23 protein-coding genes and 1 tRNA gene are annotated in these 19,347 nt (G+C 63.2%); 10 read left to right on the top strand and 14 right to left on the bottom strand.

All coding sequences use genetic code 11. The features are described from left to right. Window positions 1–11 precede the first annotated feature (11 nt). A complete protein-coding gene (aat, locus tag AC1RT2_RS28140) occupies window positions 12–626 on the top strand; it encodes a leucyl/phenylalanyl-tRNA--protein transferase (protein ID WP_493107282.1) in 615 nt (204 codons plus the stop codon). 196 nt (window positions 627–822) lie between these two features. Here aat and AC1RT2_RS28135 read toward each other — a convergent pair whose 3' ends face one another. The 4 genes from AC1RT2_RS28135 to gatB all read right to left on the bottom strand — a co-directional run bounded on the left by AC1RT2_RS28135 (window position 823) and on the right by gatB (window position 3,977). Beyond that, the gene (locus tag AC1RT2_RS28135; protein ID WP_083242853.1) at window positions 823–1,278 is read right to left on the bottom strand and encodes a DUF2155 domain-containing protein; all 456 of its coding nucleotides are present in this window, start codon (window positions 1,276–1,278) and stop codon (window positions 823–825) included. Window positions 1,279–1,354: 76 nt separating this feature from the next. Continuing rightward, window positions 1,355–1,753, bottom strand: a complete 399-nt coding sequence (locus AC1RT2_RS28130; protein WP_493107280.1) for an NADH:ubiquinone oxidoreductase subunit NDUFA12 — start codon at window positions 1,751–1,753, stop codon at window positions 1,355–1,357. A 153-nt stretch (window positions 1,754–1,906) separates the two neighbouring features. Beyond that, window positions 1,907–2,407, bottom strand: a complete 501-nt coding sequence (locus AC1RT2_RS28125) for a GNAT family N-acetyltransferase (RefSeq protein WP_493107278.1) — start codon at window positions 2,405–2,407, stop codon at window positions 1,907–1,909. Window positions 2,408–2,474: 67 nt separating this feature from the next. Beyond that, window positions 2,475–3,977, bottom strand: coding sequence for an Asp-tRNA(Asn)/Glu-tRNA(Gln) amidotransferase subunit GatB (gene gatB, locus AC1RT2_RS28120; protein WP_493107276.1), 1,503 nt, complete (start codon window positions 3,975–3,977; stop codon window positions 2,475–2,477). A gap of 130 nt (window positions 3,978–4,107) precedes the next feature. Between gatB and AC1RT2_RS28115 the strand changes: the two genes are divergently transcribed. From AC1RT2_RS28115 to AC1RT2_RS28100, 4 genes are all read left to right on the top strand, one after another. Continuing rightward, window positions 4,108–4,413 (top strand): DUF1294 domain-containing protein, encoded by a 306-nt coding sequence (locus tag AC1RT2_RS28115; RefSeq protein WP_493107274.1) that lies wholly within the window; start codon window positions 4,108–4,110, stop codon window positions 4,411–4,413. Between the two features lie 57 nt (window positions 4,414–4,470). Further along, window positions 4,471–4,920, top strand: a complete 450-nt coding sequence (locus AC1RT2_RS28110; RefSeq protein ID WP_493107272.1) for an RrF2 family transcriptional regulator — start codon at window positions 4,471–4,473, stop codon at window positions 4,918–4,920. Window positions 4,921–5,003: 83 nt separating this feature from the next. Further along, on the top strand, window positions 5,004–5,906 hold the full coding sequence (locus tag AC1RT2_RS28105; protein ID WP_493107270.1) for an NAD(P)/FAD-dependent oxidoreductase: 903 nt from the start codon (window positions 5,004–5,006) through the stop codon (window positions 5,904–5,906). 193 nt (window positions 5,907–6,099) lie between these two features. Next, window positions 6,100–6,357 carry a YjhX family toxin gene (locus AC1RT2_RS28100; protein WP_069061431.1) on the top strand — a complete coding sequence of 86 codons (258 nt, stop codon included), beginning with the start codon at window positions 6,100–6,102 and terminating at the stop codon, window positions 6,355–6,357. 37 nt (window positions 6,358–6,394) lie between these two features. Here AC1RT2_RS28100 and AC1RT2_RS28095 read toward each other — a convergent pair whose 3' ends face one another. The 8 genes from AC1RT2_RS28095 to AC1RT2_RS28060 form a co-directional block, all read right to left on the bottom strand. Further along, a complete protein-coding gene (locus AC1RT2_RS28095; RefSeq protein ID WP_493107268.1) occupies window positions 6,395–6,907 on the bottom strand; it encodes a GNAT family N-acetyltransferase in 513 nt (170 codons plus the stop codon). A gap of 256 nt (window positions 6,908–7,163) precedes the next feature. Further along, window positions 7,164–8,309, bottom strand: coding sequence for a slipin family protein (locus tag AC1RT2_RS28090; protein WP_493107266.1), 1,146 nt, complete (start codon window positions 8,307–8,309; stop codon window positions 7,164–7,166). 441 nt (window positions 8,310–8,750) lie between these two features. Beyond that, window positions 8,751–8,825, bottom strand: a tRNA-Lys gene (locus AC1RT2_RS28085). A gap of 379 nt (window positions 8,826–9,204) precedes the next feature. After that, window positions 9,205–10,686 carry an Asp-tRNA(Asn)/Glu-tRNA(Gln) amidotransferase subunit GatA gene (gene gatA / locus AC1RT2_RS28080; RefSeq protein ID WP_493107264.1) on the bottom strand — a complete coding sequence of 494 codons (1,482 nt, stop codon included), beginning with the start codon at window positions 10,684–10,686 and terminating at the stop codon, window positions 9,205–9,207. Window positions 10,687–10,703: 17 nt separating this feature from the next. Next, window positions 10,704–11,168 (bottom strand): GNAT family N-acetyltransferase, encoded by a 465-nt coding sequence (locus AC1RT2_RS28075; protein WP_493107262.1) that lies wholly within the window; start codon window positions 11,166–11,168, stop codon window positions 10,704–10,706. A gap of 3 nt (window positions 11,169–11,171) precedes the next feature. Then, entirely contained in the window at window positions 11,172–11,459 is a 288-nt protein-coding gene (gene gatC, locus AC1RT2_RS28070; RefSeq protein WP_493107260.1) for an Asp-tRNA(Asn)/Glu-tRNA(Gln) amidotransferase subunit GatC, read from the bottom strand. Window positions 11,460–11,525: 66 nt separating this feature from the next. Further along, entirely contained in the window at window positions 11,526–12,038 is a 513-nt protein-coding gene (locus AC1RT2_RS28065; protein ID WP_493107258.1) for a hypothetical protein, read from the bottom strand. A gap of 26 nt (window positions 12,039–12,064) precedes the next feature. After that, a complete protein-coding gene (locus AC1RT2_RS28060) occupies window positions 12,065–12,769 on the bottom strand; it encodes a metal-dependent hydrolase (RefSeq protein ID WP_493107256.1) in 705 nt (234 codons plus the stop codon). A gap of 146 nt (window positions 12,770–12,915) precedes the next feature. On the opposite strand from AC1RT2_RS28060, the gene AC1RT2_RS28055 reads away from it, so the two are divergent. Both AC1RT2_RS28055 and ruvX read left to right on the top strand, forming a co-directional pair. After that, complete coding sequence (locus tag AC1RT2_RS28055; protein WP_493107254.1) at window positions 12,916–13,212, top strand: alkylphosphonate utilization protein; 297 nt, start codon at window positions 12,916–12,918, stop codon at window positions 13,210–13,212. A gap of 24 nt (window positions 13,213–13,236) precedes the next feature. Continuing rightward, a complete protein-coding gene (gene ruvX / locus AC1RT2_RS28050) occupies window positions 13,237–13,722 on the top strand; it encodes a Holliday junction resolvase RuvX (protein ID WP_493107252.1) in 486 nt (161 codons plus the stop codon). Here the strand turns inward: ruvX and AC1RT2_RS28045 are convergent. Continuing rightward, window positions 13,668–13,994 carry a DUF6105 family protein gene (locus AC1RT2_RS28045; protein ID WP_493107250.1) on the bottom strand — a complete coding sequence of 109 codons (327 nt, stop codon included), beginning with the start codon at window positions 13,992–13,994 and terminating at the stop codon, window positions 13,668–13,670. The genes ruvX and AC1RT2_RS28045 overlap by 55 nt on opposite strands. Before the next feature lie 334 nt (window positions 13,995–14,328). Here AC1RT2_RS28045 and AC1RT2_RS28040 point away from each other — a divergent pair, with 334 nt between their 5' ends. Further along, on the top strand, window positions 14,329–15,264 hold the full coding sequence (locus AC1RT2_RS28040; RefSeq protein ID WP_493107336.1) for an AEC family transporter: 936 nt from the start codon (window positions 14,329–14,331) through the stop codon (window positions 15,262–15,264). On the opposite strand, the gene AC1RT2_RS28035 is transcribed toward AC1RT2_RS28040, so the two are convergent. Further along, the gene (locus tag AC1RT2_RS28035) at window positions 15,246–16,892 is read right to left on the bottom strand and encodes an acyl-CoA dehydrogenase family protein (RefSeq protein WP_493107248.1); all 1,647 of its coding nucleotides are present in this window, start codon (window positions 16,890–16,892) and stop codon (window positions 15,246–15,248) included. The genes AC1RT2_RS28040 and AC1RT2_RS28035 overlap by 19 nt on opposite strands. 172 nt (window positions 16,893–17,064) lie before the next feature. Between AC1RT2_RS28035 and AC1RT2_RS28030 the strand changes: the two genes are divergently transcribed. Further along, window positions 17,065–18,006, top strand: a complete 942-nt coding sequence (locus AC1RT2_RS28030; protein ID WP_493107246.1) for an aspartate carbamoyltransferase catalytic subunit — start codon at window positions 17,065–17,067, stop codon at window positions 18,004–18,006. After that, complete coding sequence (locus AC1RT2_RS28025) at window positions 18,003–19,295, top strand: dihydroorotase (protein WP_493107244.1); 1,293 nt, start codon at window positions 18,003–18,005, stop codon at window positions 19,293–19,295. Before AC1RT2_RS28030 ends, AC1RT2_RS28025 begins: the two co-directional genes overlap by 4 nt. Window positions 19,296–19,347 lie beyond the last annotated feature (52 nt).

The following is a 19,347-nucleotide window of genomic DNA, read 5'->3' as shown; positions in this document are numbered from 1 at the left end:
GGGCGTCGGTTATGGCAGGGCGTCGCAGCCGTCACCCGGAGATAACACCGGAGCTTTTGCTGCGCGCCTATTCCATCGGGCTTTTCCCGATGGCCGATTCGGCGAACGACCCAGAACTGTTCTGGGTCGAGCCGGACATGCGGGGCGTCATCCCGCTCGATGACTTTCACGTCTCGCGCAGCCTTGCAAAAACCATCCGCAAAAGCCCCTTCGATATCCGCTTCGATAGTGCCTTTGACGCTGTGCTGGCCGCCTGCGCGGAGGCAGCACCCGACCGCCCCTCCACCTGGATCAATGCAAAGATCAAGTCGCTCTACGGCACCCTGCACCGCATGGGCCATGCGCATTCCGTGGAGGCGTGGGAAGGCGAGCAGCTCGTCGGCGGGCTCTACGGCGTCTCATTGGGCGCCGCGTTCTTCGGCGAGAGCATGTTTTCCCGGCGCACAGACGCCTCGAAGATCTGCCTCGTGCACCTCGTGGAACGGCTCAAAGACCATGGCTTTCGCCTGCTCGACACGCAGTTCACGACCGAGCACCTGAAGACGTTCGGGGCGATCGACGTGCCGAAGATCAAGTATGAGGACATGCTGGCCAACGCGCTGGCGTCGCCACATCTGCCGTTCTGACGGAAAGTCGTGTCTGCGGGGTGGATCCTCGGGTCAAGCCCGAGGATGACAGAAGAAAAGACTGGAAGAACACAAGGAACGGTGCCGCATGCGGTGTCGTTAGACGGGTTCATACCCCATCCTCCCCGCCGTCATCCTTGGGCTTGACCCGAGGATCCACGTCCGCAAATGCAACGTTCGCAAACGGGAGACTGCGCTACTCTGCCTTCGTCTCGGCGTCTTCCGGTGGCGGCACTTCGGACTTCGCCTTGCATTCAACGAGCCAGACGTCATAGACGGGGTGCTCGACGGCATTGAGGCCGGGGCTGTCGGCGAACATCCAGCCGGTGAAGATGCGGCGGATCTTCCGGTCGAGCGTGATCTCGTCGACCTCGACGAAGGTCGTGACCTTCTGGGTTTCGGTGTCATCGCGGCTATAACAGACCTTCGGCGTCACCTGCAGTGCGCCGAACTGTACCGTCTCACCGATATAGACGTCGAAATTGGTGATGCGACCGGTGATCTTGTCGATGCCGGAGAACACCGCGACCGGGTTTTCGATGCGCGCGGCGTTCGATGCGACAGGCATCAACACGGCGCCTGCGGTCGCGGCTGCAAGCACAGCGACAAGGAACCGCCGGCCGGCGTTTGCCCGTGAAAAACCTGATGTCATGAATGCCGTCTCCTGCGATCTGCACCGGCGTTCGCCGGTCGCTTGGAGCTACCGGCGAATTGTGGCCAAATCGGTATCAGTTGCCCGGCGTCCAGGCGTCATAGTCACCAGTCACGCGCGGGCGCTCGCCGGCAACGGCGATCGAGCCCGGCGGGCGGTAGGCCTGTGCGGTGCCGGTCCCGTTCGGACGGTGTCCCACCTGCCATTCGCGCGGCGTGTACTCTTCGTCAGCCGGGGAAACGTCCGTGCGGTGGTGCATCCAGCCGTGCCAGCCCGGCGGGATGGCCGAGGCTTCGGCATAGCCGTTATAGATCACCCAGCGGCGCGTGCGGCCTTCCGAATCCTTGGCGGTGCCCTGGTAATAGACATTGCCCAACTCGTCCTGGCCGACCTTTTTGCCGAAGCGCCAGGTGTGAAAGCGGGTGCCGATCGTCTGACCGTTCCACCAGGTGAAAATCTGCTTGAGAAGGTTCATGGGCTGGCGTCCTTGGCAGGGCCATGCCGGAAGCGCGGCCCGAGACTGATAGTTCTACCCCGCGCATGGCGGGCGATATTCTTCCGCTTATGGCGCGGTGACGCCTGAATGTCCAGCGATTCCCGCGCGTTCGCACATGGCTTTTCGTCGCGCTCAGCTGCCGAGCGGCTTCTCGTAGACATCCAGCGGCACGCCGGAGATGTTATCAGCGGTATGCTGCGCCTCACCCACCTTGGCGAAGCCGTGCGCATAGTAGAAACCGACCGCAGCATCGTTGCGCGGATCGACCTCCAGCACCATGGAATTGGCATCGGGGAAGCAGGATTCGAGCTCTGCGAAGATGTCGCGGCCGATCCCCTGGCGCTGGAAGCGCGGCAGCACATAGAGCTGATGGAGAAACGCCGCCTTCGGCCGCTCCTTCGACATGGCGACATAGCCCATGCCGGCAAGCTCCTTGCCATTGTCGGCGACGACGAATTCGCTGTCCTTGCGCGCCAGCCGGGCCTTCAGCGCCGGCACCGCATGCCAGCGCGCGGTGATCTCGCTCACCTTGTCGGCGCCATAGAGCATGTCATAGGTGGCGTGCCACGTCTCAGCCAGAAGCGCGCTGACCTTCGCCAGGTCTTGCTCGGAAGCCGTGCGGACGAAGAACATGGAGGATCCCTTTGGTTTTGCAGCAATTCCGGACGGAAAACCGCTTCACACTTTTCCTGGAACTGCTTCAGTCCTCGATGCCGAGCTTGGCCTTGACCAGCGCCTGCACAGCCTGTGGGTTGGCCTTGCCGCCCGTCGCCTTCATCACCTGGCCGACGAACCAGCCGGCAAGCGTCGGCTTGGCCAGAACCTTGGCGACCTGATCGGGATTGGCCGCGATGATCTCATCGACGGCCTTCTCGATGGCGCCGGTATCGGTCACCTGCTTCATGCCGCGCGCCTCGACGAGGTCCGCCGGGTTGCCGCCCTCATTCCAGACGATTTCGAACAGGTCCTTGGCGATCTTGCCGGAGATGGTGCCGTCCTTGATGAGATCGATGATGCCGCCGAGCTGATCGGGCGAAACCGGAGTCTCTTCAATGGCTTTGCCGTCCTTGTTCAAGGCGCCAAGCAAGTCGTTGATGACCCAGTTGGCGGCAATCTTGCCATCGCGGCCGGCGGCCACGGCCTCGTAGTAGTCGGCGATTGCCTTTTCCGAGACGAGCACCGAGGCATCGTAGACAGAGAGGCCGAGATCCTTGACGAAGCGGATTTTCTTGTCATCCGGCAGTTCCGGCAGGTCGGCCAGAAGCTTGCCGACGAATTCGTTGTCGAATTCCAGCGGCAGCAGGTCCGGATCAGGGAAATAGCGGTAATCGTGCGCGTCTTCCTTCGAACGCATGGAGCGCGTCTCGCCCTTGCCCGGGTCGAAGAGACGGGTTTCCTGGTCGATCGAACCGCCGTCCTCCAGAATGCCGATCTGGCGGCGGGCTTCGTATTCGATCGCCTGGCCCATGAAGCGGATGGAGTTGACGTTCTTGATCTCGCAGCGCGTGCCGAAGCCCTCGCCCGGACGGCGCACGGAGACGTTGACGTCGGCGCGCATGGAGCCCTCGTCCATGTTGCCGTCGCAGGTACCGAGGTAGCGCACGATGGAGCGCAGCTTCGTCATATAGGCCTTGGCCTCGTCCGACGAGCGCATGTCCGGCTTGGAGACGATCTCCATCAGCGCGACGCCCGAACGGTTGAGGTCGACATAGGACATGGTCGGGTGCTGGTCATGCATCGACTTGCCGGCGTCCTGCTCGAGATGCAGGCGCTCGATGCCGATTTCGATATCTTCAAAGTTGCCCTGGCGGTCGGGGCCGAGCGAGATGACGATCTTGCCTTCACCGACGATCGGATCCTTGAACTGCGAAATCTGGTAGCCCTGCGGCAGGTCCGGATAGAAGTAGTTCTTGCGGTCGAAGATCGAGCGGTGGTTGATCTGCGCCTTCAGGCCGAGGCCTGTGCGCACGGCCTGGCGCACGCATTCCTCGTTGATGACTGGCAGCATGCCGGGCATGGCCGCATCGACGAGCGAAACGTTGGCGTTCGGCGCCTTGCCGAACTCGGTGGAGGCGCCGGAGAAGAGCTTGGAATTCGAAAGAACCTGCGCATGCACCTCCAGGCCGATGATCACCTCCCAGTCGCCAGTGGCGCCGGGGATGAAACGTTTCGGATCGGGGGTACGGACGTCGACGAGGGTCATGGCAGGCTCTTGGCTGTGGTGTCTTCGGTGCTGTCTCGGTAGAACATATGGGCAGGCGGCGCAAGGTTTTCAGCAGGCACAGCCCGCGGTCGTTAGCCAGGCTGCAAGGATGATCGGCTAACAACGCCGCATGAGCACGGCAACAACGCTTCTGGTCTTTTTTCTCGTCTTCAACCTCATGACGTTCTGTGTCTATTGGTGGGACAAGCAAGCCGCGCGCGATGGCCATCGGCGCGTTTCCGAAGCGCGGCTGCTGCAGTTGGCTTTGATCGGCGGCAGCCTTGGCGCCTTTGCCGCGCAACGGTTTTTGCGGCACAAGACGCACAAGGAGCCGTTTCGTACACAGCTGATGGCAATCCTGATCCTGCACGCGATGCTCATCCCGACGGCTCTGGTCTTCGGCCCTTCCCTCTACCAGATGCTGCGCGCCGGCTGACGTCCCAGTCGGCAGCGCCTGTTGACACATGGCATGATTCGTAACTATTGTTGTTACATGAAGAGAAACAGCCGACTTTCCGCGGTGCTTCACGCACTCATGCATATGGCCGAACGCGACGCACCGATGACCTCGGACGATCTCGCGCTCTGCCTCGATACCAACGCCGTCGTCGTCCGGCGCACCATGGCCGGGCTTCGTGATGCCGGCATCGTGCAATCCGGCCGCGGCCATGGCGGCGGCTGGCATTTCGCCAGGCCGCTTGCCGATATCTCGCTGCTCGACATCTACAACGCACTCGGCGAACCGATCGTCTTCCAGATCGGTGCTGCCACTGAAATGCCGGGCTGCGTGGTCGAGCAATCCGTCAACCGGGTGATCGGCGATGCGCTGAAGGATGCGGAAGCAATCTTGATGGCACGTTTCGCCGGCACGACACTAGCCAACCTCGCCGAGGATTTCCGCGTGGCGGCTGCAGCCAAGCGCGCCCGCGCAGATACCGGCTAAGTCGCAACAAAGTCCCTATCCGCATCGTCAACGACCGGCACCGCCGGGCGAACGATGCCGCTTGTTCCAGAAAGGATGAAACCATGACCGAAGATGCCATCATCATCGGAGGGGGCTTTGCCGGCCTTTCCGCCGCCATGCAGCTTGCCCGCGCCCGTCGCCGCATCACCATTTTGGATACCGGCGAGCCACGCAATCGCTTCTCCGCCCATTCGCACGGCTTTCTCGCGCAGGATGGCCGGCCGGGGCGCGATATCCTCGCCGATGCCCGTCGCCAGCTTGCCGCCTACGAGACCGTCACCTTCCGCGATGTGCCGGCCGAAACGCTGGAGGGCGAGAGGGACGCTTTTTCCGTGCTCACCGGCGATGGCGGGCGTATAGATGCACGGCGCGTGCTGCTCGCCACCGGTTTCGAAGATCAGCTGCCGGCGATCCCCGGTCTTGCGGAGCGCTGGGGCAAGACGGTGCTGCATTGCCCCTATTGCCACGGCTACGAGGTCGGCGGCGGCGCGGTCGGCGTACTCGCCCGGACCGCCGAAGCGGCGCGATTCGCGGCTGTCGTCGCCGATTGGGGCGATGTCACCCTCTTCACCAATGCCGTGCCGGAACCGGACGACGAGGCACTTGCCGTGCTTGCCGAACGCAATGTGAAACTGCGGCCGGGCCGCGTTACCACAATCGCGGACGGGCCGGATGGCATGCTGTCGGTCGAAACCGGACCGGGCATTCCGACACTGGTCAAGGCGCTCTTCGTCATGCCGGAGGCACGGGTGCGCAGCGCCATCCCGGCAGACCGCGGCCTCAAGCTCAAGGAGACGCCGATCGGCAGCATCCTCCACACCGACGACATGGGGCAGACATCCCTGCCCGGCCTCTATGCCGCCGGCGACATTGCGCTTGGCCCGGCCAACATCTCGCTTGCCGCGGCCAACGGGGTCAAAACCGCCGTGATGCTGCATCACTCGCTGATCTGGCCTGCGCATTGACGCAGCAGCGGCGCTTGGTTATTTCAAGGCGTCCGCAAATGGAGTTTTGATGTCTAACTCGTCTGAGACCTGCTGAGGACCCTGCCCGCTAGTCAATGCGCGCAGGGTCGGAAAAACGATGAACCCTGCCACCCCGTGGGTGGCGGAACGTTTTTTCGCGTTCATTCGAACGCCAGACGGATCACTCAAGACAATGGACATTTCGCGCGCCGAACAGCGCATTCTCCACCTGCTCGCCCAGGGCGGCAGGATCGACATCGAAAAAGATGAAAACCGAAAGATCGCAACGGTCGCCTGCATCACGCGGGACGGCTGGCGCGCGGGCGGGCTCACGATAGAGCTCTTCCGCAAGCTGAAACGCCGGCGCTGCATCGCGTCATCCGGCGGCAGGCCCTACCGTATCACGCAACGTGGGCTGGTCCTCGTGCGATCGCAGCTGGACAACCAGTAGGTGGGCTGGGAGGCGCGGCAAAAGCCCGCCTCCCGTTTCAAAATCCGGCTGGTCCATAACCGATGGGTTCTTCCGCGATCAGCTGTCGGCGCAGTCCGATCGACTCCACATCCCTGTCGAGACGCGGCTGGTAGTCAACAGACAGCCAACTGACCGAATAACCGTGTTTCTGGAAGAAGCCGACGGCGGCCGTGTTGCGCGCATGGGTCTGAAGGCGTGCCGCCTCGAAGCCGGCGGCAAGGATTTCGTCTTCCATGGCGGCGAGCAAGGCGGCGCCGAGGCCGTTCTTCTGCTGGGGCGGATCGACCCAGAGATCGGTGATCTCGTCGTCCAGGGATTCACGCGAGGCCCAGCCGGCCAGCACGCCGTCGCTCTCGGCCACCGTCACCCGCAGCCAATGGGTACCCAGAAACTGCTGGAAGGCTGAGCGGGCATTGTCACGCCGCACCTGAAGGTCGGCGACACCCACCACGGCTTGCTCCCAGGCCCGCACGCCAATCTCGACGACGGCGAGCACATCCTCTTCACGCGCATTGCGAACAGTGATCATGCGGGTGCCCCTTCCGGCACTATGAAAGCACTGCACGAGGGACTTGGCGAGGGAGACGAAAGGCTATCCACGGAGATGATGGGAGGAGCGTGAGGACATATCGCACCAAAGAGGCCTCAACCTCTCCTCGATCATGGTCGGGCTTGACGCGACCATCCACACTCCAGGGAGGCCAATGCATCTCCGGCTCAGGTCCGGGGTTGGGGTAAAGGTCTTTCCAAAACGAAACCGCCCGGCCTTTCGGCCGGGCGATCCCTTACTTGTCGCGGAGCTGGACGATGTCGTTCATCAGACCCGCCGTACCATTGTGGACGGTCAGGCGCTCCACCTTTCCGGCGATGGCTTCCAGCGCTTCGAGCTCCTTCAGCCGCAGCATGACCGGGTTTTCCGCCATCACCTTCGCCGTGTTGAGCAACGAACGGGTCGCGTTCGTTTCCTCGCGACGGCGGATGACGTTGGCTTCTGCCTGCTTTTCCGCGGCGACGACCTGGTTGAGGATATCGCGCATCTCGCCCGGCAGGATCACATCCTTGAGCTCGATGGCCGACACCTCGACACCGATCGCCGCCATGTCGGCGCGCACCTTCTCGGCGGCTTCCACGTTGACCGTCACCTTGCGTTCAAGGATCTGATCGAGCGTCAGCGTGCCGAGTGTCTGGCGGAAGGCGAACTGCAATGCCCGGTACAGGGCATCGGCAAAGTCCTTCACGTCAGACACCGCCTTCAGCGGATCGACGACGCGGTACTCGGCTGCAATGTTCACCCGGATCGTCACCTTGTCGCGGGTAAGCAGTTCCTGACCGGTCACGTCGAGCGACTGGCGCTTCAGGTCGACCACGCGCACCTGGATCGTCTTTCCGACGTTCCAGAAGGCGTGAGCGCCGGGCTCCAGCATGCGCTGATGCGTACCGTCGACGAAGAGCAGGCCGACCTGACCGTCGTTGACGACGAAGGCCGTCGTCAGCTCCGTGCGACGCGCCCGCGTCAGCCGACGCATCAGCTCCGGATCAATGTCGAGCCGATCCTTGAGATCGACGCGCGTTTCGGTCCACGGGCCGGCCGCGTTCCAGACCACGAGCTTCTGGTTCGGTGCGAGCACCGCATGCAGCTCGCCGTCGCGCTCGACGACCGCCACCTCACGGCTGCCCGTCCGGAAGACCGTCAGTTCGCGTGCCGCCGCCTCCGGGAGTGTATCGAACAACGGCTTCTCATAGGCCGAGGCAAAGGCCGGCCGGTTCACGTCGTGGCGCTCCAGCTCGAGCATGCCGCGACGGTTCGGCAGGGCGTGTTCGCCCGGTCCGAAAATGCCGAGCACCTCTCCCCTATAGAGGCCGAGCACCCGTTCGTTTGCCTTCACGAGAACGCGCTGGCGCCCCAAAATCATATCGAGAAACATCGTCATTGTTCTTGCTCCTTCGGGTCATACGCTACGTCACGAACCGATCTTCCTTTCGTTTGTGGTTTCGACTGGTACCGGCGGCGCATCTTGCCGCCAGTTCCCTGAGACACCCTGATCGCCCGGGGAACCTGCGGGCGGGGTATGCGAATAGTGATCCGAGAACCGGATGACGGCCATCGGCGATGGGTTTTCGGGAGAGGACCGCGCGGCCTTTCGGCGGGCTCGGGAACCATGGGCTCCGTCGCTGGCCTGAAGGCATCTTGGCCGTCACCGCGAACCGGACCGCAAATGTCCGGCGTTAGGCTTTCCAGGTTTCCCCGGTTCGCCGTCCGCAGTCCGGTCCCCGGACCGGATATCGAGACAGCTTGGAAGGCTGTTTGGAGAAGGATTCGAACCTTCCACAGTCAGATTACAGGTCTGATGCTCTACCACTGAGCTATCCAATGGAGCAGACAACGGGAATCGAACCCGCGACCTCCGGAGAAAATGTCCGGTGCTCTACCGCTGAGCTAGGTCCGCAAACCAGTCTTCTTGGTGCGGCATCCGTACACGACGACGGCAGGGCCGCCTCGCGCGGGAGGAGCGTGAAAACTCCATCCGTTGACATCCGCACCGGCTGAACGACCGGGAGGGCGCGTTTATTCTCAACTTATGGGGGGATCAAGCAGAAAAGGCGTGGGCATGCCTATCGTTACGGCAGGTGTTGCCGTTACGACACGATATGGACGATGAAAGCCGTGCCTGCGGGTGCCCCTCACCCTAACCCTCTCCCCGCAAGCGGGGCGAGGGAACTTGCCACATGCAGGAGTCTAGATTCAGGAAAACAGTGCGGCATATCCCTTCTCCCCGCCTGCGGGGAGAAGGTGGCCGGCAGGCCGGATGAGGGGCTATTGGCCCCTTACCACCACTTGTTCGGCGTGAAGCGGCCGGCGGCTTTTTCGATGACATGCGCTGTCTTGAAGAGGATTTCCTCCTCGAAGGGCTTGCCGATGAGCTGCAGGCTGAGCGGCAGGCCCTTGTGGTCGAGGCCGGCCGGCACGGAGAGGCCCGGCAGGCCCGCCATGTTTACGGTGACCGTGAAAATGTCCTGAAGGTACATCTTGACCGGATCGGAGGCGAGGTCCTCGTCGGCGATGCCGAAGGCGGAGGATGGCGTTGCGGGGGTCAGGATCGCATCAACGCCGGCGTTGAAAGCGAGTTCGAAGTCGCGCTTGATCAGCGTACGGACCTTCTGGGCCTGCAGGTAGTAGGCGTCGTAGTAACCGGCCGACAGCACATAAGTGCCGATCATGATGCGGCGCTTCACTTCCTTGCCGAAGCCGGCGGCGCGGGTCTTCTCGTACATGTCGACGATGTCCTTGCCATCGACGCGCAGGCCGTAGCGTACACCGTCGTAGCGAGCGAGGTTCGACGAGGCTTCGGCAGGCGCCACGATGTAGTAGGCGGGAAGCGCATATTTGGTGTGCGGCAGCGAGATGTCGACGATCTCGGCACCCGCTTCCTTCAGGCAGGCGATACCCTGCTGCCACAGCGCCTCGATCTCTTCCGGCATGCCATCGACGCGGTATTCGCGCGGGATGCCGATGCGCATGCCCTTCAGCGACTGGCCGAGCGAGGCTTCGTAATCCGGAACGGCCAAATCGACGGAGGTCGTGTCCTTGGCGTCGACGCTGGCCATGGACTTCAAGAGGATTGCCGCATCGCGCACATCGCGGGCGATCGGACCGGCCTGGTCGAGCGACGAGGCGAAGGCGGCGATGCCCCAGCGCGAGCAGCGGCCATAGGTCGGCTTGATGCCGACGGTGCCGGTGAAGGCGGCGGGCTGGCGGATCGAGCCACCGGTATCCGTTGCAGTCGCACCGGCGCAGAGGAAGGCGGCAACGGCGGCGGCCGAACCGCCGGAGGAGCCGCCGGGCACGAGATCGGCGTTCGAGCCCTTGGCACGCCACGGGTTCTTGACCGGGCCGTAATAGGAGCTCTCATTGGAGGAGCCCATGGCGAACTCGTCCATGTTCAGCTTGCCGAGCATGACGGCGCCGGCGTCCCACAGGTTCTGGGTGACGGTCGATTCGTATTTCGGCTTGAAGCCGTCGAGGATGTGGCTGCACGCCTGTGTGTGCACGCCTTCGGTCGCAAACAGGTCCTTGATGCCGAGTGGAATGCCTTCCAGCACGCCGGCTTTGCCCGCAGCGATGCGGCCGTCGGAGGCCTTCGCCATGTCGCGCGCCTTTTCCGGCGTCACAGCGACATAGGCATTGAGCGCGCCGTTCGCCGCATCGATCGCGCCGAGATAGGCGTCCGTCAGTTCGACGGCGGTGATCTCCTTGGCGCCGAGCTTTTCGCGGGCTTCGGCAATGGTCAGGCGGGTCAGATCGGTCATGGTGCGGTCACTTCAGGTCAGGCAGCGGGAAGCTGCTTTTGGTAAAAGACGGAAAAAGGTGAGTCCGGATAGTCGAGCACGGGGCCGCAGCGGGAAAAGCCGGCCTTCTCGTAGATCGCCCAGGCCGCCGGGTGCTGGTCGCCGGTTTCGAGCACGAGCGTTTCCAGCCCCTCCCGTTCGGCAACGCTCTGGATTTCGCCGAGGATGCGCCGGCCGATGCCCTGCCCCTGCCACGCCGGCCGGGTGAACATCCGCTTCACCTCGCCCATCGTCTCGGAGTGGCGTTTCAGCGCGCCGCAGCCAATGACGATGTCATCATCGCGGGCGATCCAGACCGTGACGGTCGGCTCGGCCATCTGCTCGACGGTGAGGTGATAACAGGCCTCCGGCGGCGAGAGCGCGAGCAAAATGGTGTTCAGCTCCGCGATCAGCGTGCGAACCTCATCCTGCAACGGGCTTTCGACGGCGATGGTGACGGTCAAGGATTACTCCACAACCTTCGGAACCTGGAAGAAATTGCGGTCGGACGCCGGCGCGTTGGCGACGATGTCATCCGCCTTGCTGCCGTCGCTGACGACGTCGTCGCGCTTGCGCATGACCATCGGCGTGACGGAGGTCATCGGCTCAATGCCCTCGACATTGACTTCGGACAGCTGCTCGACGAAGCCGAGGATGCCGTTCAGCTCGCCGGTCATGCGGTTTGCCTCGTCCTCGCTGACGGCGATGCGGGCAAGACGCGCGACGCGCTTCACGGTGGCTAGATCTACGGACATGGTAAGCTCCGGTGGGATTTTCCTTCCGGCTATAGCGGCCATGACGGCCCTATGCAACGGGGCCGATCAGTTCAGGATCGTGCTTCCCAGCAGACACACCAACAATTCGTCCACGCTTTCCAGAGGGGTGAACCGCTTCTGCGGAACGATACGATGCCCCAGTCGCTCGTGCTTGACGCCCTGTGCATTGCCCTTGCTGTGCCGCACCACCTTCAAATCCGCGATATCCGGCAACGGGCCGCCGTTCGTATCCCCAAACCAGCGAAAGTTCATCGTCTTCAGATCGTCGTCCACGACGATCCACACAACACATCCACTGGCCTTCTCCGCGAGGCGCAGGCTGATATTGACCTCGGCGCGAGCCCCACCCTTCCGGCTGATTTTCAGCTGGATGTGCCGTGTGACGTTCCTGCAGGTGAGCACGAGATCGTACCCACCTGCATCGAATTCGCTTTTCAGGATTTCGGCATCGAGGATGTCCTTCTGCCAGAGGCGCCGGAGAAGTTCCCCGGCGAAAAGGTGCTCGACGATATTTTCACGCAGCGTCGAAAAGACCGCGTGCTTCTCTCGCGCTTCCATCAAAAGCCCCTCGATACGCTTTGCTATCAGCTCCCGCGCAGCTGGCCGACCGAAAGCACATCGACCTTCGCCGCGGCACCGTCCATCGCCTGCACGAAGAGGTCAGCGGTCTGGTCGATGATGCCGAAGGAACCGTAGTGGCAGGGAATGACGGTGTCGAACTTGAAGAAGCGCTGGCAGGCAAGGGCCGCCACGGCACCGCCCATCGTAAAACGGTCGCCGATCGGCACGAGGCCGATTTCCGGCTGGTGCAGCTCGTGGATCAGCGCCATGTCGGAAAAGATATCCGTGTCGCCCATGTGATAGAGCGTCGGGTCTTCCTCGAAATGCAGGACGAGGCCGTTGGCATTGCCGAGCGAGTGGGAGACGCCGTCTTCGGTGATCTGCGCAGAAGAATGCAGTGCGTTGACGAAGGTCGTCGAAAATCCGTCGAAATGCACGGTGCCGCCGGTATTGCCCATGTCGATCTTCTCCACGCCCTTGGCGCCTAGCCAGGCGGCGAGATCGGCATTCGCCAGCACGGTCGCGCCGGTTTCCCTGGCGATCTGGATGGTATCGCCGACATGGTCGCCATGGCCGTGGGTGAGCAGAATGTGCGTGAGGCCGGCGACGGCATCCTTGCGGGTCGATTCGTCGAAGGCGGGATTGCCGGTGAAGAAGGGATCGATGAGGATTCTTGCCTTGGCGGTTTCGATCCGGAAGGCCGAATGGCCGAGCCAGGTGATCTTCATGACGTTTCTCCTGTTATGAGTCGCTTCGCAATATAGAAGCGGTGAATGACGTTTCCATCCATCTCAGGATCGTTATAAGCGTGGCGATAGAGATGGAGCAACGCCCGGCAACCCGCCGGTGATGCTCCATCCACGAAGGAGCCGCCATGAGCGACGACGATTACATCTATGACGAAGCCACCGGCGAATGGCGCCCCGCCTCCGCGATCGCAGCCGCCAAAGCCGCGCAGAACGTGGTGCGCGATGCCAGCGGCACCGTGCTGGCCGATGGCGATTCGGTCGTGCTCATCAAGGACCTGAAGGTGAAGGGCGCCGGCCAGACGCTGAAGCAGGGCACGGTGATCAAGACGATCCGCCTGACCGACAACCCGGAAGAAATCGACTGCCGGCACGATGCCATCAAGGGCCTGATGCTGCGCACGGAATTCGTCCGCAAGCGCTGAAACAATCCGCGGGAGGTTTCATCCATGGCGACACTGACACTGGAAGAACTGGCTGAGGCGCTTGCACCCCGCCAGCCGATCGCCGGCCTCGACCTCGGCACGAAGACGATCGGCCTGTCGGTTTCCGACCTCGGCCGGCGGCTGGCGACGCCGCGGCCGGTGTTGAAGCGTGTGAAATTCACGCAGGATGCCGAGCTGCTGTTGGCCTTCGCGGCCAAGGAAAAGGTCGTCGCCTTCGTCATCGGCCTGCCTGTCAACATGGATGGCAGCGCCGGTCCGCGTGTTCAGGCGACGCGCGCCTTCGTGCGCTCGATGAGCGAGAAGACCGACATTCCCTTTGTCTTCTGGGATGAACGGCTGTCGACGGTGGCGGCGGAGCGCACGCTGATCGAGATGGATGTGTCGCGCAAGAAGCGGGCCGAGCGCATCGACTCGGCCGCCGCCTCCTTCATTCTTCAGGGCGCGCTGGACAGGCTTTCGTCTCTGGCAAGGACGGCCGACGACGACTGACGTCGGGCCTGCCACCAGGCAAAAATCTGCTTGCGGCGGCGGAACGCAATGATGCCGAGCACCAGGAAACTGTCGAAGATAATGGCGCGCAATACCAGCGGCGGCAGGCTTTCCGGCGGAATGCCGAGGATATGGCCATAGATCTGGAACACCAGATCATGCGCATCCCGCGTCAGCATGAAGAAGCCGAAGCTCATGTCGTAGTAGGAAAGCCCGTACCAGCTGCCGAGCAGCGCAATCGGGCCGGCCCAGAGAATCAGGAACCACTTCATGCAGCCCTCCTCTTCATCGCGAGGAGGTCACCGGCAGCGAAGATTACCTCGCTCACCGCCACGCTCCCGACAAGCACAAGCAACGGCACGGCGATATCCACCGCGACAAAACAAAACAGGGTCGTTATGACCGAAATCCGGGCCGTTCTGGCCATATCAAGCACTCGCTCGCATGGTTAACACCAAGTGAATGGCACCTTCACCCGTTAACCTTCCGCGCGCAACGTAAACCCTTCATTAAGGTTAATTTCCACATGGCCGCCGTCGCGCCCCGCCCTTGCCACTTCGGCCAAGGCGTGGAATGAGCGGTGATCTCTCCAGCCGATCCGGTATCATGCTCGCCATTTTCGAAAGCATCCTCCCCGTCTTCCTGCTCGTCGTGCTGGGAGCGCTGCTCAAGCGCTGGCGGCTGATCGACCGCGACATGTGGAACGGGCTCGAACAGCTCGGCTTCTTCGTGCTGTTTCCCTGCCTTCTGTTCACGACGCTCGCCAAGGCGGAGTTTTCCGGCATTGCCGCAGGCGATATCGCGCTCGGCTCCATCGGTTCCGTGACCTTGATTGCGCTCATGCTGGCAATAGGCTGGCCGCTCTTTCGGGCAGCCGGCGTTTCCGCGGCCTCCTACACCTCGGTCTTCCAGACCTCGACGCGCTGGAATGCCTTCATCGCGCTGGCGATCGCCGAGAAGCTTTACGGACCGCAAAGCCTCGCGCTCGTCGCACTGGTCGCGACGCTGATCATCATCCCGATCAACCTCTACAATATCGGCGTTCTCGTCTGGTTCGGCGGCGGCACACGCAGCCTCAAGACCTTTGCGCACAAGATTCTCACCAATCCGATGATCATCGGCTCGGTTCTCGGCGTTAGCATCAACCTGCTGAGCATCAAGATCTACGATCCGCTGATGCAGGCGACGGAGCTTGTTGCGGATGCGTCGCTCAGCCTCGGCCTCATCATGGTTGGCGCCGGGCTGAAACTGGCTGATGCGCTAAAGCCGCGTCCGCTCGCACTGCTGCCCGTGGTGTTGAAGCTCATTTTCATGCCGCTGATCATGACGGGTGCCGCCTATGCGCTCGGCATGCGCGGCGAACCGCTGCTGACCATCGCCATGGGTGCCAGCGTGCCGACGGCGATGAACGGTTATGTGCTGGCCAAGCAGATGGGCGGTGACGCGCCGCTCTATGCCGCCGTCGCGACGCTCCAGACGATCGCGTCGTTCTTCACCATCCCGATGGTGCTGGCGGCGACGGCCTATCTCGCCGGCGGATAGAGCAGGTCGACGATGTAGGCCGAATCGAAACGCGAATCGAGCATGCCGTAGGTCGAGCGCCAGCCGGAGGCGAGGCGCGTTTCCAGGAAGGCATCGGCCACGCGGCCGGCACCGGCGCGGTAAAGTTCCGCAGCCGCGGCGGCAAGTGCCAGCTGCTCGACGAGCATGCGGGCGGCGCCCTCGTCCCGCTCGCAGAGCGACAGGGCAGCGCGCAGCACGTCCACCGTCTTCTTGCCGGCCGGGCCGAGATCACGGGCGAGGCCGGCGAAAAGCATTTCGAACAGGTCCCTGCCCCGGCTGATCACACGCATCAGATCGAGCGCCATGACATTGCCGGAGCCTTCCCAGATCGCATTGACCGGCGCCTCACGGTAATGCCGTGCGATCGGGCGTTCCTCGACATAGCCGCTACCGCCGATACACTCCATCGCCTCATAGATCAGCGCCGGCGCGATCTTGCAGCACCAGTATTTCGTGACAGGCGTCATGATGCGGGCGTAGGCCGCATCTTCGGCGCTGTCGCGCGCCTTGTCGAAGGCCTCCGCTAAGCGGAAGGAAAGCGCCGTGGCACCCGCGACGTCGAGCGCCATGTCGGCCAGCACACGCGTCATGATCGGCTGGGCAACGAGCGGCTTGCCGAAAACGATGCGGCCGCGGGTGTGGTGCACGGCCTCCGCCAGCGAAGCGCGCATGATACCCGACGATGCCAGCGCGCAATCGAGCCGCGTCAACGTCACCATGTCGAGGATGGTGCGCACACCCGCGTCCGGCTTTCCGAGCAGGAAGCCGAACGTATCGGTGAACTCGACTTCCGACGACGCATTCGAGCGGTTGCCGATCTTGTCCTTCAGGCGCTGGAAGCGCAGGCCGTTGGAAACGCCGTCCTCCAGGAGGCGCGGCACCAGGAAGCAGCCGATGCCCTCGCGTGTCTGCGCCAGCATGACGAAACCGTCGCTCATCGGCGCGGACATGAACCATTTGTGGCCGGTCAGCCGGTAAATACCTTCGCCGACCCGCTCGGCGGACGACGTGTTGGCGCGCACATCGGTGCCGCCCTGTTTTTCCGTCATGCCCATGCCGATGGTGACGGCACTCTTCTGCATGGCGGGCTTGTTGGTCGAATCGTATTTGCGCGATAGGATTTTCAGGCCCCATTCGCGCTGCACCTGTGGCGAGGCCGAAAGGGCTGCGACCGAGGCGCTCGTCATCGTCAGCGGGCAGAGATGACCGCATTCGAGCTGCGCCGTCAGATAGAAGCGCACGGCGCGCGCCTTGTGCGCCCTGCCCTGCTCGTCCGGCACATTCTCCCACAACGAGGAATGCAGGCCCGTCGCCATGGAGCGGCGCATCAGCGCGTGCCAGGCGGGATGGAAATCGACGACATCGAGCCGCTCGCCGCGCGGACCATGGGTGCGCAACTGCGGCACGCCGACATTCGCCATGCGGGCGAGTTCCTGCGCTTCCGGCGAGGTCACGTAGCGGCCGATCGCATCGAACTCGTCGCGCAGGCCTTTCGGCATCGCGTCGGTTGCGTCGACCAGCAGCGGGTCGGAACGATAGGCATTGATGCCCGACCAGAGCGGCGGCTGGTTGAGATCGGAAAATTTCTGTTCGGTGTCGCGAGTCATGAGCGGGTTCTAGCCCAAGTCGCGACCGGGCGAAACGGGGCGTTGCGGCTGCCGGCACCTGAAGCTTCACAAAAGCGTGGGAATGCGCAAAGCCCTGCCGTCTTCGCCTTGCAGCGGTGGGACCGACGCTCTATAGACCCCGCGTATCCACGACAGTTGAGGCGGAGCCCCCATGGACTTCTTTCCGCATCGCCACCTTCTCGGCATCAAGGGTTTGACCGAGCAGGATATCACCCTGCTGCTCGACCGCGCCGACGAGGCGGTAAAAATCTCCCGCCAGCGGGAAAAGAAAACGTCGACGCTGCGCGGCCTGACGCAGATCAATCTCTTCTTCGAAGCCTCCACCCGCACGCAATCCTCCTTCGAGCTTGCCGGCAAGCGGCTGGGCGCCGACGTGATGAACATGTCGGTCAGCAATTCATCGGTGAAAAAAGGCGAAACGCTGATCGACACGGCGATGACGCTGAACGCCATGCACCCGGACGTGCTGGTGGTGCGCCATTCTTCAGCCGGTGCGGCGGCCCTTCTGGCGCAAAAGGTCTCCTGCGCGGTGGTGAATGCCGGCGACGGCCAGCACGAGCACCCGACGCAGGCTCTGCTCGACGCGCTCACCATCCGCCGGGCCAAGGGTAAGCTCTCGCGCATCATCGTGGCGATCTGCGGCGACGTGCTGCACTCGCGTGTCGCGCGCTCGAACATCCTGCTGCTCAACGCCATGGGCGCGCGCGTGCGCGTCGTCGCCCCCGCAACGCTTTTGCCCTCCGGCATCGCCGACATGGGCTGCGAGGTCTACCATTCCATGGCGGAAGGCCTCAAGGATGCGGATGTCGTGATGATGCTGCGCCTGCAGCGGGAGCGCATGTCCGGCGCCTTCGTGCCGTCGGTGCGCGAATACTTCCACTACTACGGCCTTGATGCAGAAAAGCTGAAGGCCGCGAAAGACGACGCGCTCGTCATGCATCCAGGCCCCATGAACCGCGGCGTCGAGATCGCCTCGGAAATCGCCGACGGGCCGCAGAGCGTCATCGAGCAGCAGGTGGAGATGGGTGTTGCCGTTCGCATGGCCGTGATGGAAACACTCCTTCTTTCACAGAACCACGGACCCCGCGCATGACCCGCACGACCGTCCTCAAGAACCTCCGCATCCTCGACCCGTCGCGCAACATCGACGAAAACGGCTCGATCGTCATCGAGAACGGTCGGATCGCCGCCATCGGCAGCGGCGCGCTGAACCAGGGCGCGCCGGAAGGTGCTGCGGTTGTCGATGGCCGCGGCCTGATCGCGGCCCCCGGCCTGGTCGATGCGCGCGTCTTCGTCGGCGAACCGGGCGGCGAACACCGCGAGACGATCGAATCCGCGTCGCGCGCCGCGGCCGCCGGTGGCGTGACGACCTTCATCACCATGCCGGATACCGATCCCGTCATCGACGATATCGCGCTGGTCGAGTTCGTGCTGAAAAACGCCCGCGACAAGGCGATCGTCAACATTCATCCTGCTGCGGCGCTCACCAAGGGGCTGCACGGCGAGGAGATGACCGAATTCGGCCTGCTCCAGGCTGCCGGCGCCGTCGCCTTCACCAATGGCCGCAACCCGATGCACAATGCGCAGGTGCTGCGCCGTGCGTTGACCTATGCGCGCGAATTCGGCAGCGTCATCGCGCTCGAAACCCGCGACAAATATCTCGGTGCCGGCGGCGTCATGAACGAGGGCCTGCTGGCAAGCTGGCTCGGCCTTTCCGGCACACCGCGCGAGGCAGAATTGATCCCGCTCGAACGGGATCTGCGCATTGCCGGCCTGACGCGCGGAAAATACCATGCGGCGCAAATCTCCGTGCCGGAATCGGCGGAAGCGGTGAAAACCGCCCGCGAGCGTGGCGCGAACGTCACCTGCGGCATCTCGATCAACCATCTGACGCTGAACGAGAATGACATCGGCGAATACCGCACCTTCTTCAAGCTCTCTCCGCCATTGCGCGGCGAGGACGACCGCAAGGCCATGGTGGATGCGCTGGCGCGCGGCGATATCGACATCATCGTCTCCTCGCACGACCCGCAGGACGTCGATACCAAGCGCCTGCCCTTCGCGGATGCGGCGGATGGCGCGATCGGGCTCGAGACCATGCTGGCGGCGGCGCTGAGGCTGCATCACAGCGGTGAAGTGCCGCTGATGCGGCTGATCGATGCGCTATCGACCCGTCCGGCAAAGACCTTCGGGCTCGACGCCGGGACACTTGCCCCGGGTGCACGCGCCGACATCGTGATCATCGATCCCGACGAGCCCTGGCTTGCCACCAAGGACCGCTTCGTTTCGCGCTCGAAGAACACGCCGTTCGAAGATGCCCGCTTTACGGGGCGCGCGGTTAGCACCTATGTTGCCGGAAAACGGGTGCATTCGTTGGACTGACCGGGATGGTCCGGGGCGGAAGGGACGCCGCCCCTATCTAGCCTGCTGCGCA

This window comes from Shinella sp. GW821-FHT11G07, assembly GCF_058808115.1.
This window is presented reverse-complemented; position numbering and strand designations above follow the sequence as displayed.

What these genes read in the sequence shown, in the direction of transcription:
- AC1RT2_RS28110 (WP_493107272.1), top strand. Translation starts at nt 4,471, where the DNA reads ATGAAGAGAAACAGCCGACTTTCCGCGGTGCTTCACGCACTCATGCAT.
- AC1RT2_RS28030 (WP_493107246.1), top strand. Translation starts at nt 17,065, where the DNA reads ATGGACTTCTTTCCGCATCGCCACCTTCTCGGCATCAAGGGTTTGACC.
- AC1RT2_RS28025 (WP_493107244.1), top strand. Translation starts at nt 18,003, where the DNA reads ATGACCCGCACGACCGTCCTCAAGAACCTCCGCATCCTCGACCCGTCG.
- AC1RT2_RS28055 (WP_493107254.1), top strand. Translation starts at nt 12,916, where the DNA reads ATGAGCGACGACGATTACATCTATGACGAAGCCACCGGCGAATGGCGC.
- AC1RT2_RS28045 (WP_493107250.1), bottom strand. Translation starts at nt 13,994, where the DNA reads ATGAAGTGGTTCCTGATTCTCTGGGCCGGCCCGATTGCGCTGCTCGGC.
- AC1RT2_RS28130 (WP_493107280.1), bottom strand. Translation starts at nt 1,753, where the DNA reads ATGAACCTTCTCAAGCAGATTTTCACCTGGTGGAACGGTCAGACGATC.
- AC1RT2_RS28090 (WP_493107266.1), bottom strand. Translation starts at nt 8,309, where the DNA reads ATGACGATGTTTCTCGATATGATTTTGGGGCGCCAGCGCGTTCTCGTG.
- gatA (WP_493107264.1), bottom strand. Translation starts at nt 10,686, where the DNA reads ATGACCGATCTGACCCGCCTGACCATTGCCGAAGCCCGCGAAAAGCTC.
- gatC (WP_493107260.1), bottom strand. Translation starts at nt 11,459, where the DNA reads ATGTCCGTAGATCTAGCCACCGTGAAGCGCGTCGCGCGTCTTGCCCGC.
- AC1RT2_RS28095 (WP_493107268.1), bottom strand. Translation starts at nt 6,907, where the DNA reads ATGATCACTGTTCGCAATGCGCGTGAAGAGGATGTGCTCGCCGTCGTC.
- gatB (WP_493107276.1), bottom strand. Translation starts at nt 3,977, where the DNA reads ATGACCCTCGTCGACGTCCGTACCCCCGATCCGAAACGTTTCATCCCC.
- ruvX (WP_493107252.1), top strand. Translation starts at nt 13,237, where the DNA reads ATGGCGACACTGACACTGGAAGAACTGGCTGAGGCGCTTGCACCCCGC.
- AC1RT2_RS28135 (WP_083242853.1), bottom strand. Translation starts at nt 1,278, where the DNA reads ATGACATCAGGTTTTTCACGGGCAAACGCCGGCCGGCGGTTCCTTGTC.
- AC1RT2_RS28100 (WP_069061431.1), top strand. Translation starts at nt 6,100, where the DNA reads ATGGACATTTCGCGCGCCGAACAGCGCATTCTCCACCTGCTCGCCCAG.
- AC1RT2_RS28060 (WP_493107256.1), bottom strand. Translation starts at nt 12,769, where the DNA reads ATGAAGATCACCTGGCTCGGCCATTCGGCCTTCCGGATCGAAACCGCC.
- AC1RT2_RS28105 (WP_493107270.1), top strand. Translation starts at nt 5,004, where the DNA reads ATGACCGAAGATGCCATCATCATCGGAGGGGGCTTTGCCGGCCTTTCC.
- AC1RT2_RS28115 (WP_493107274.1), top strand. Translation starts at nt 4,108, where the DNA reads ATGAGCACGGCAACAACGCTTCTGGTCTTTTTTCTCGTCTTCAACCTC.
- AC1RT2_RS28065 (WP_493107258.1), bottom strand. Translation starts at nt 12,038, where the DNA reads ATGGAAGCGCGAGAGAAGCACGCGGTCTTTTCGACGCTGCGTGAAAAT.
- AC1RT2_RS28125 (WP_493107278.1), bottom strand. Translation starts at nt 2,407, where the DNA reads ATGTTCTTCGTCCGCACGGCTTCCGAGCAAGACCTGGCGAAGGTCAGC.
- AC1RT2_RS28035 (WP_493107248.1), bottom strand. Translation starts at nt 16,892, where the DNA reads ATGACTCGCGACACCGAACAGAAATTTTCCGATCTCAACCAGCCGCCG.
- aat (WP_493107282.1), top strand. Translation starts at nt 12, where the DNA reads ATGGCAGGGCGTCGCAGCCGTCACCCGGAGATAACACCGGAGCTTTTG.
- AC1RT2_RS28040 (WP_493107336.1), top strand. Translation starts at nt 14,329, where the DNA reads ATGCTCGCCATTTTCGAAAGCATCCTCCCCGTCTTCCTGCTCGTCGTG.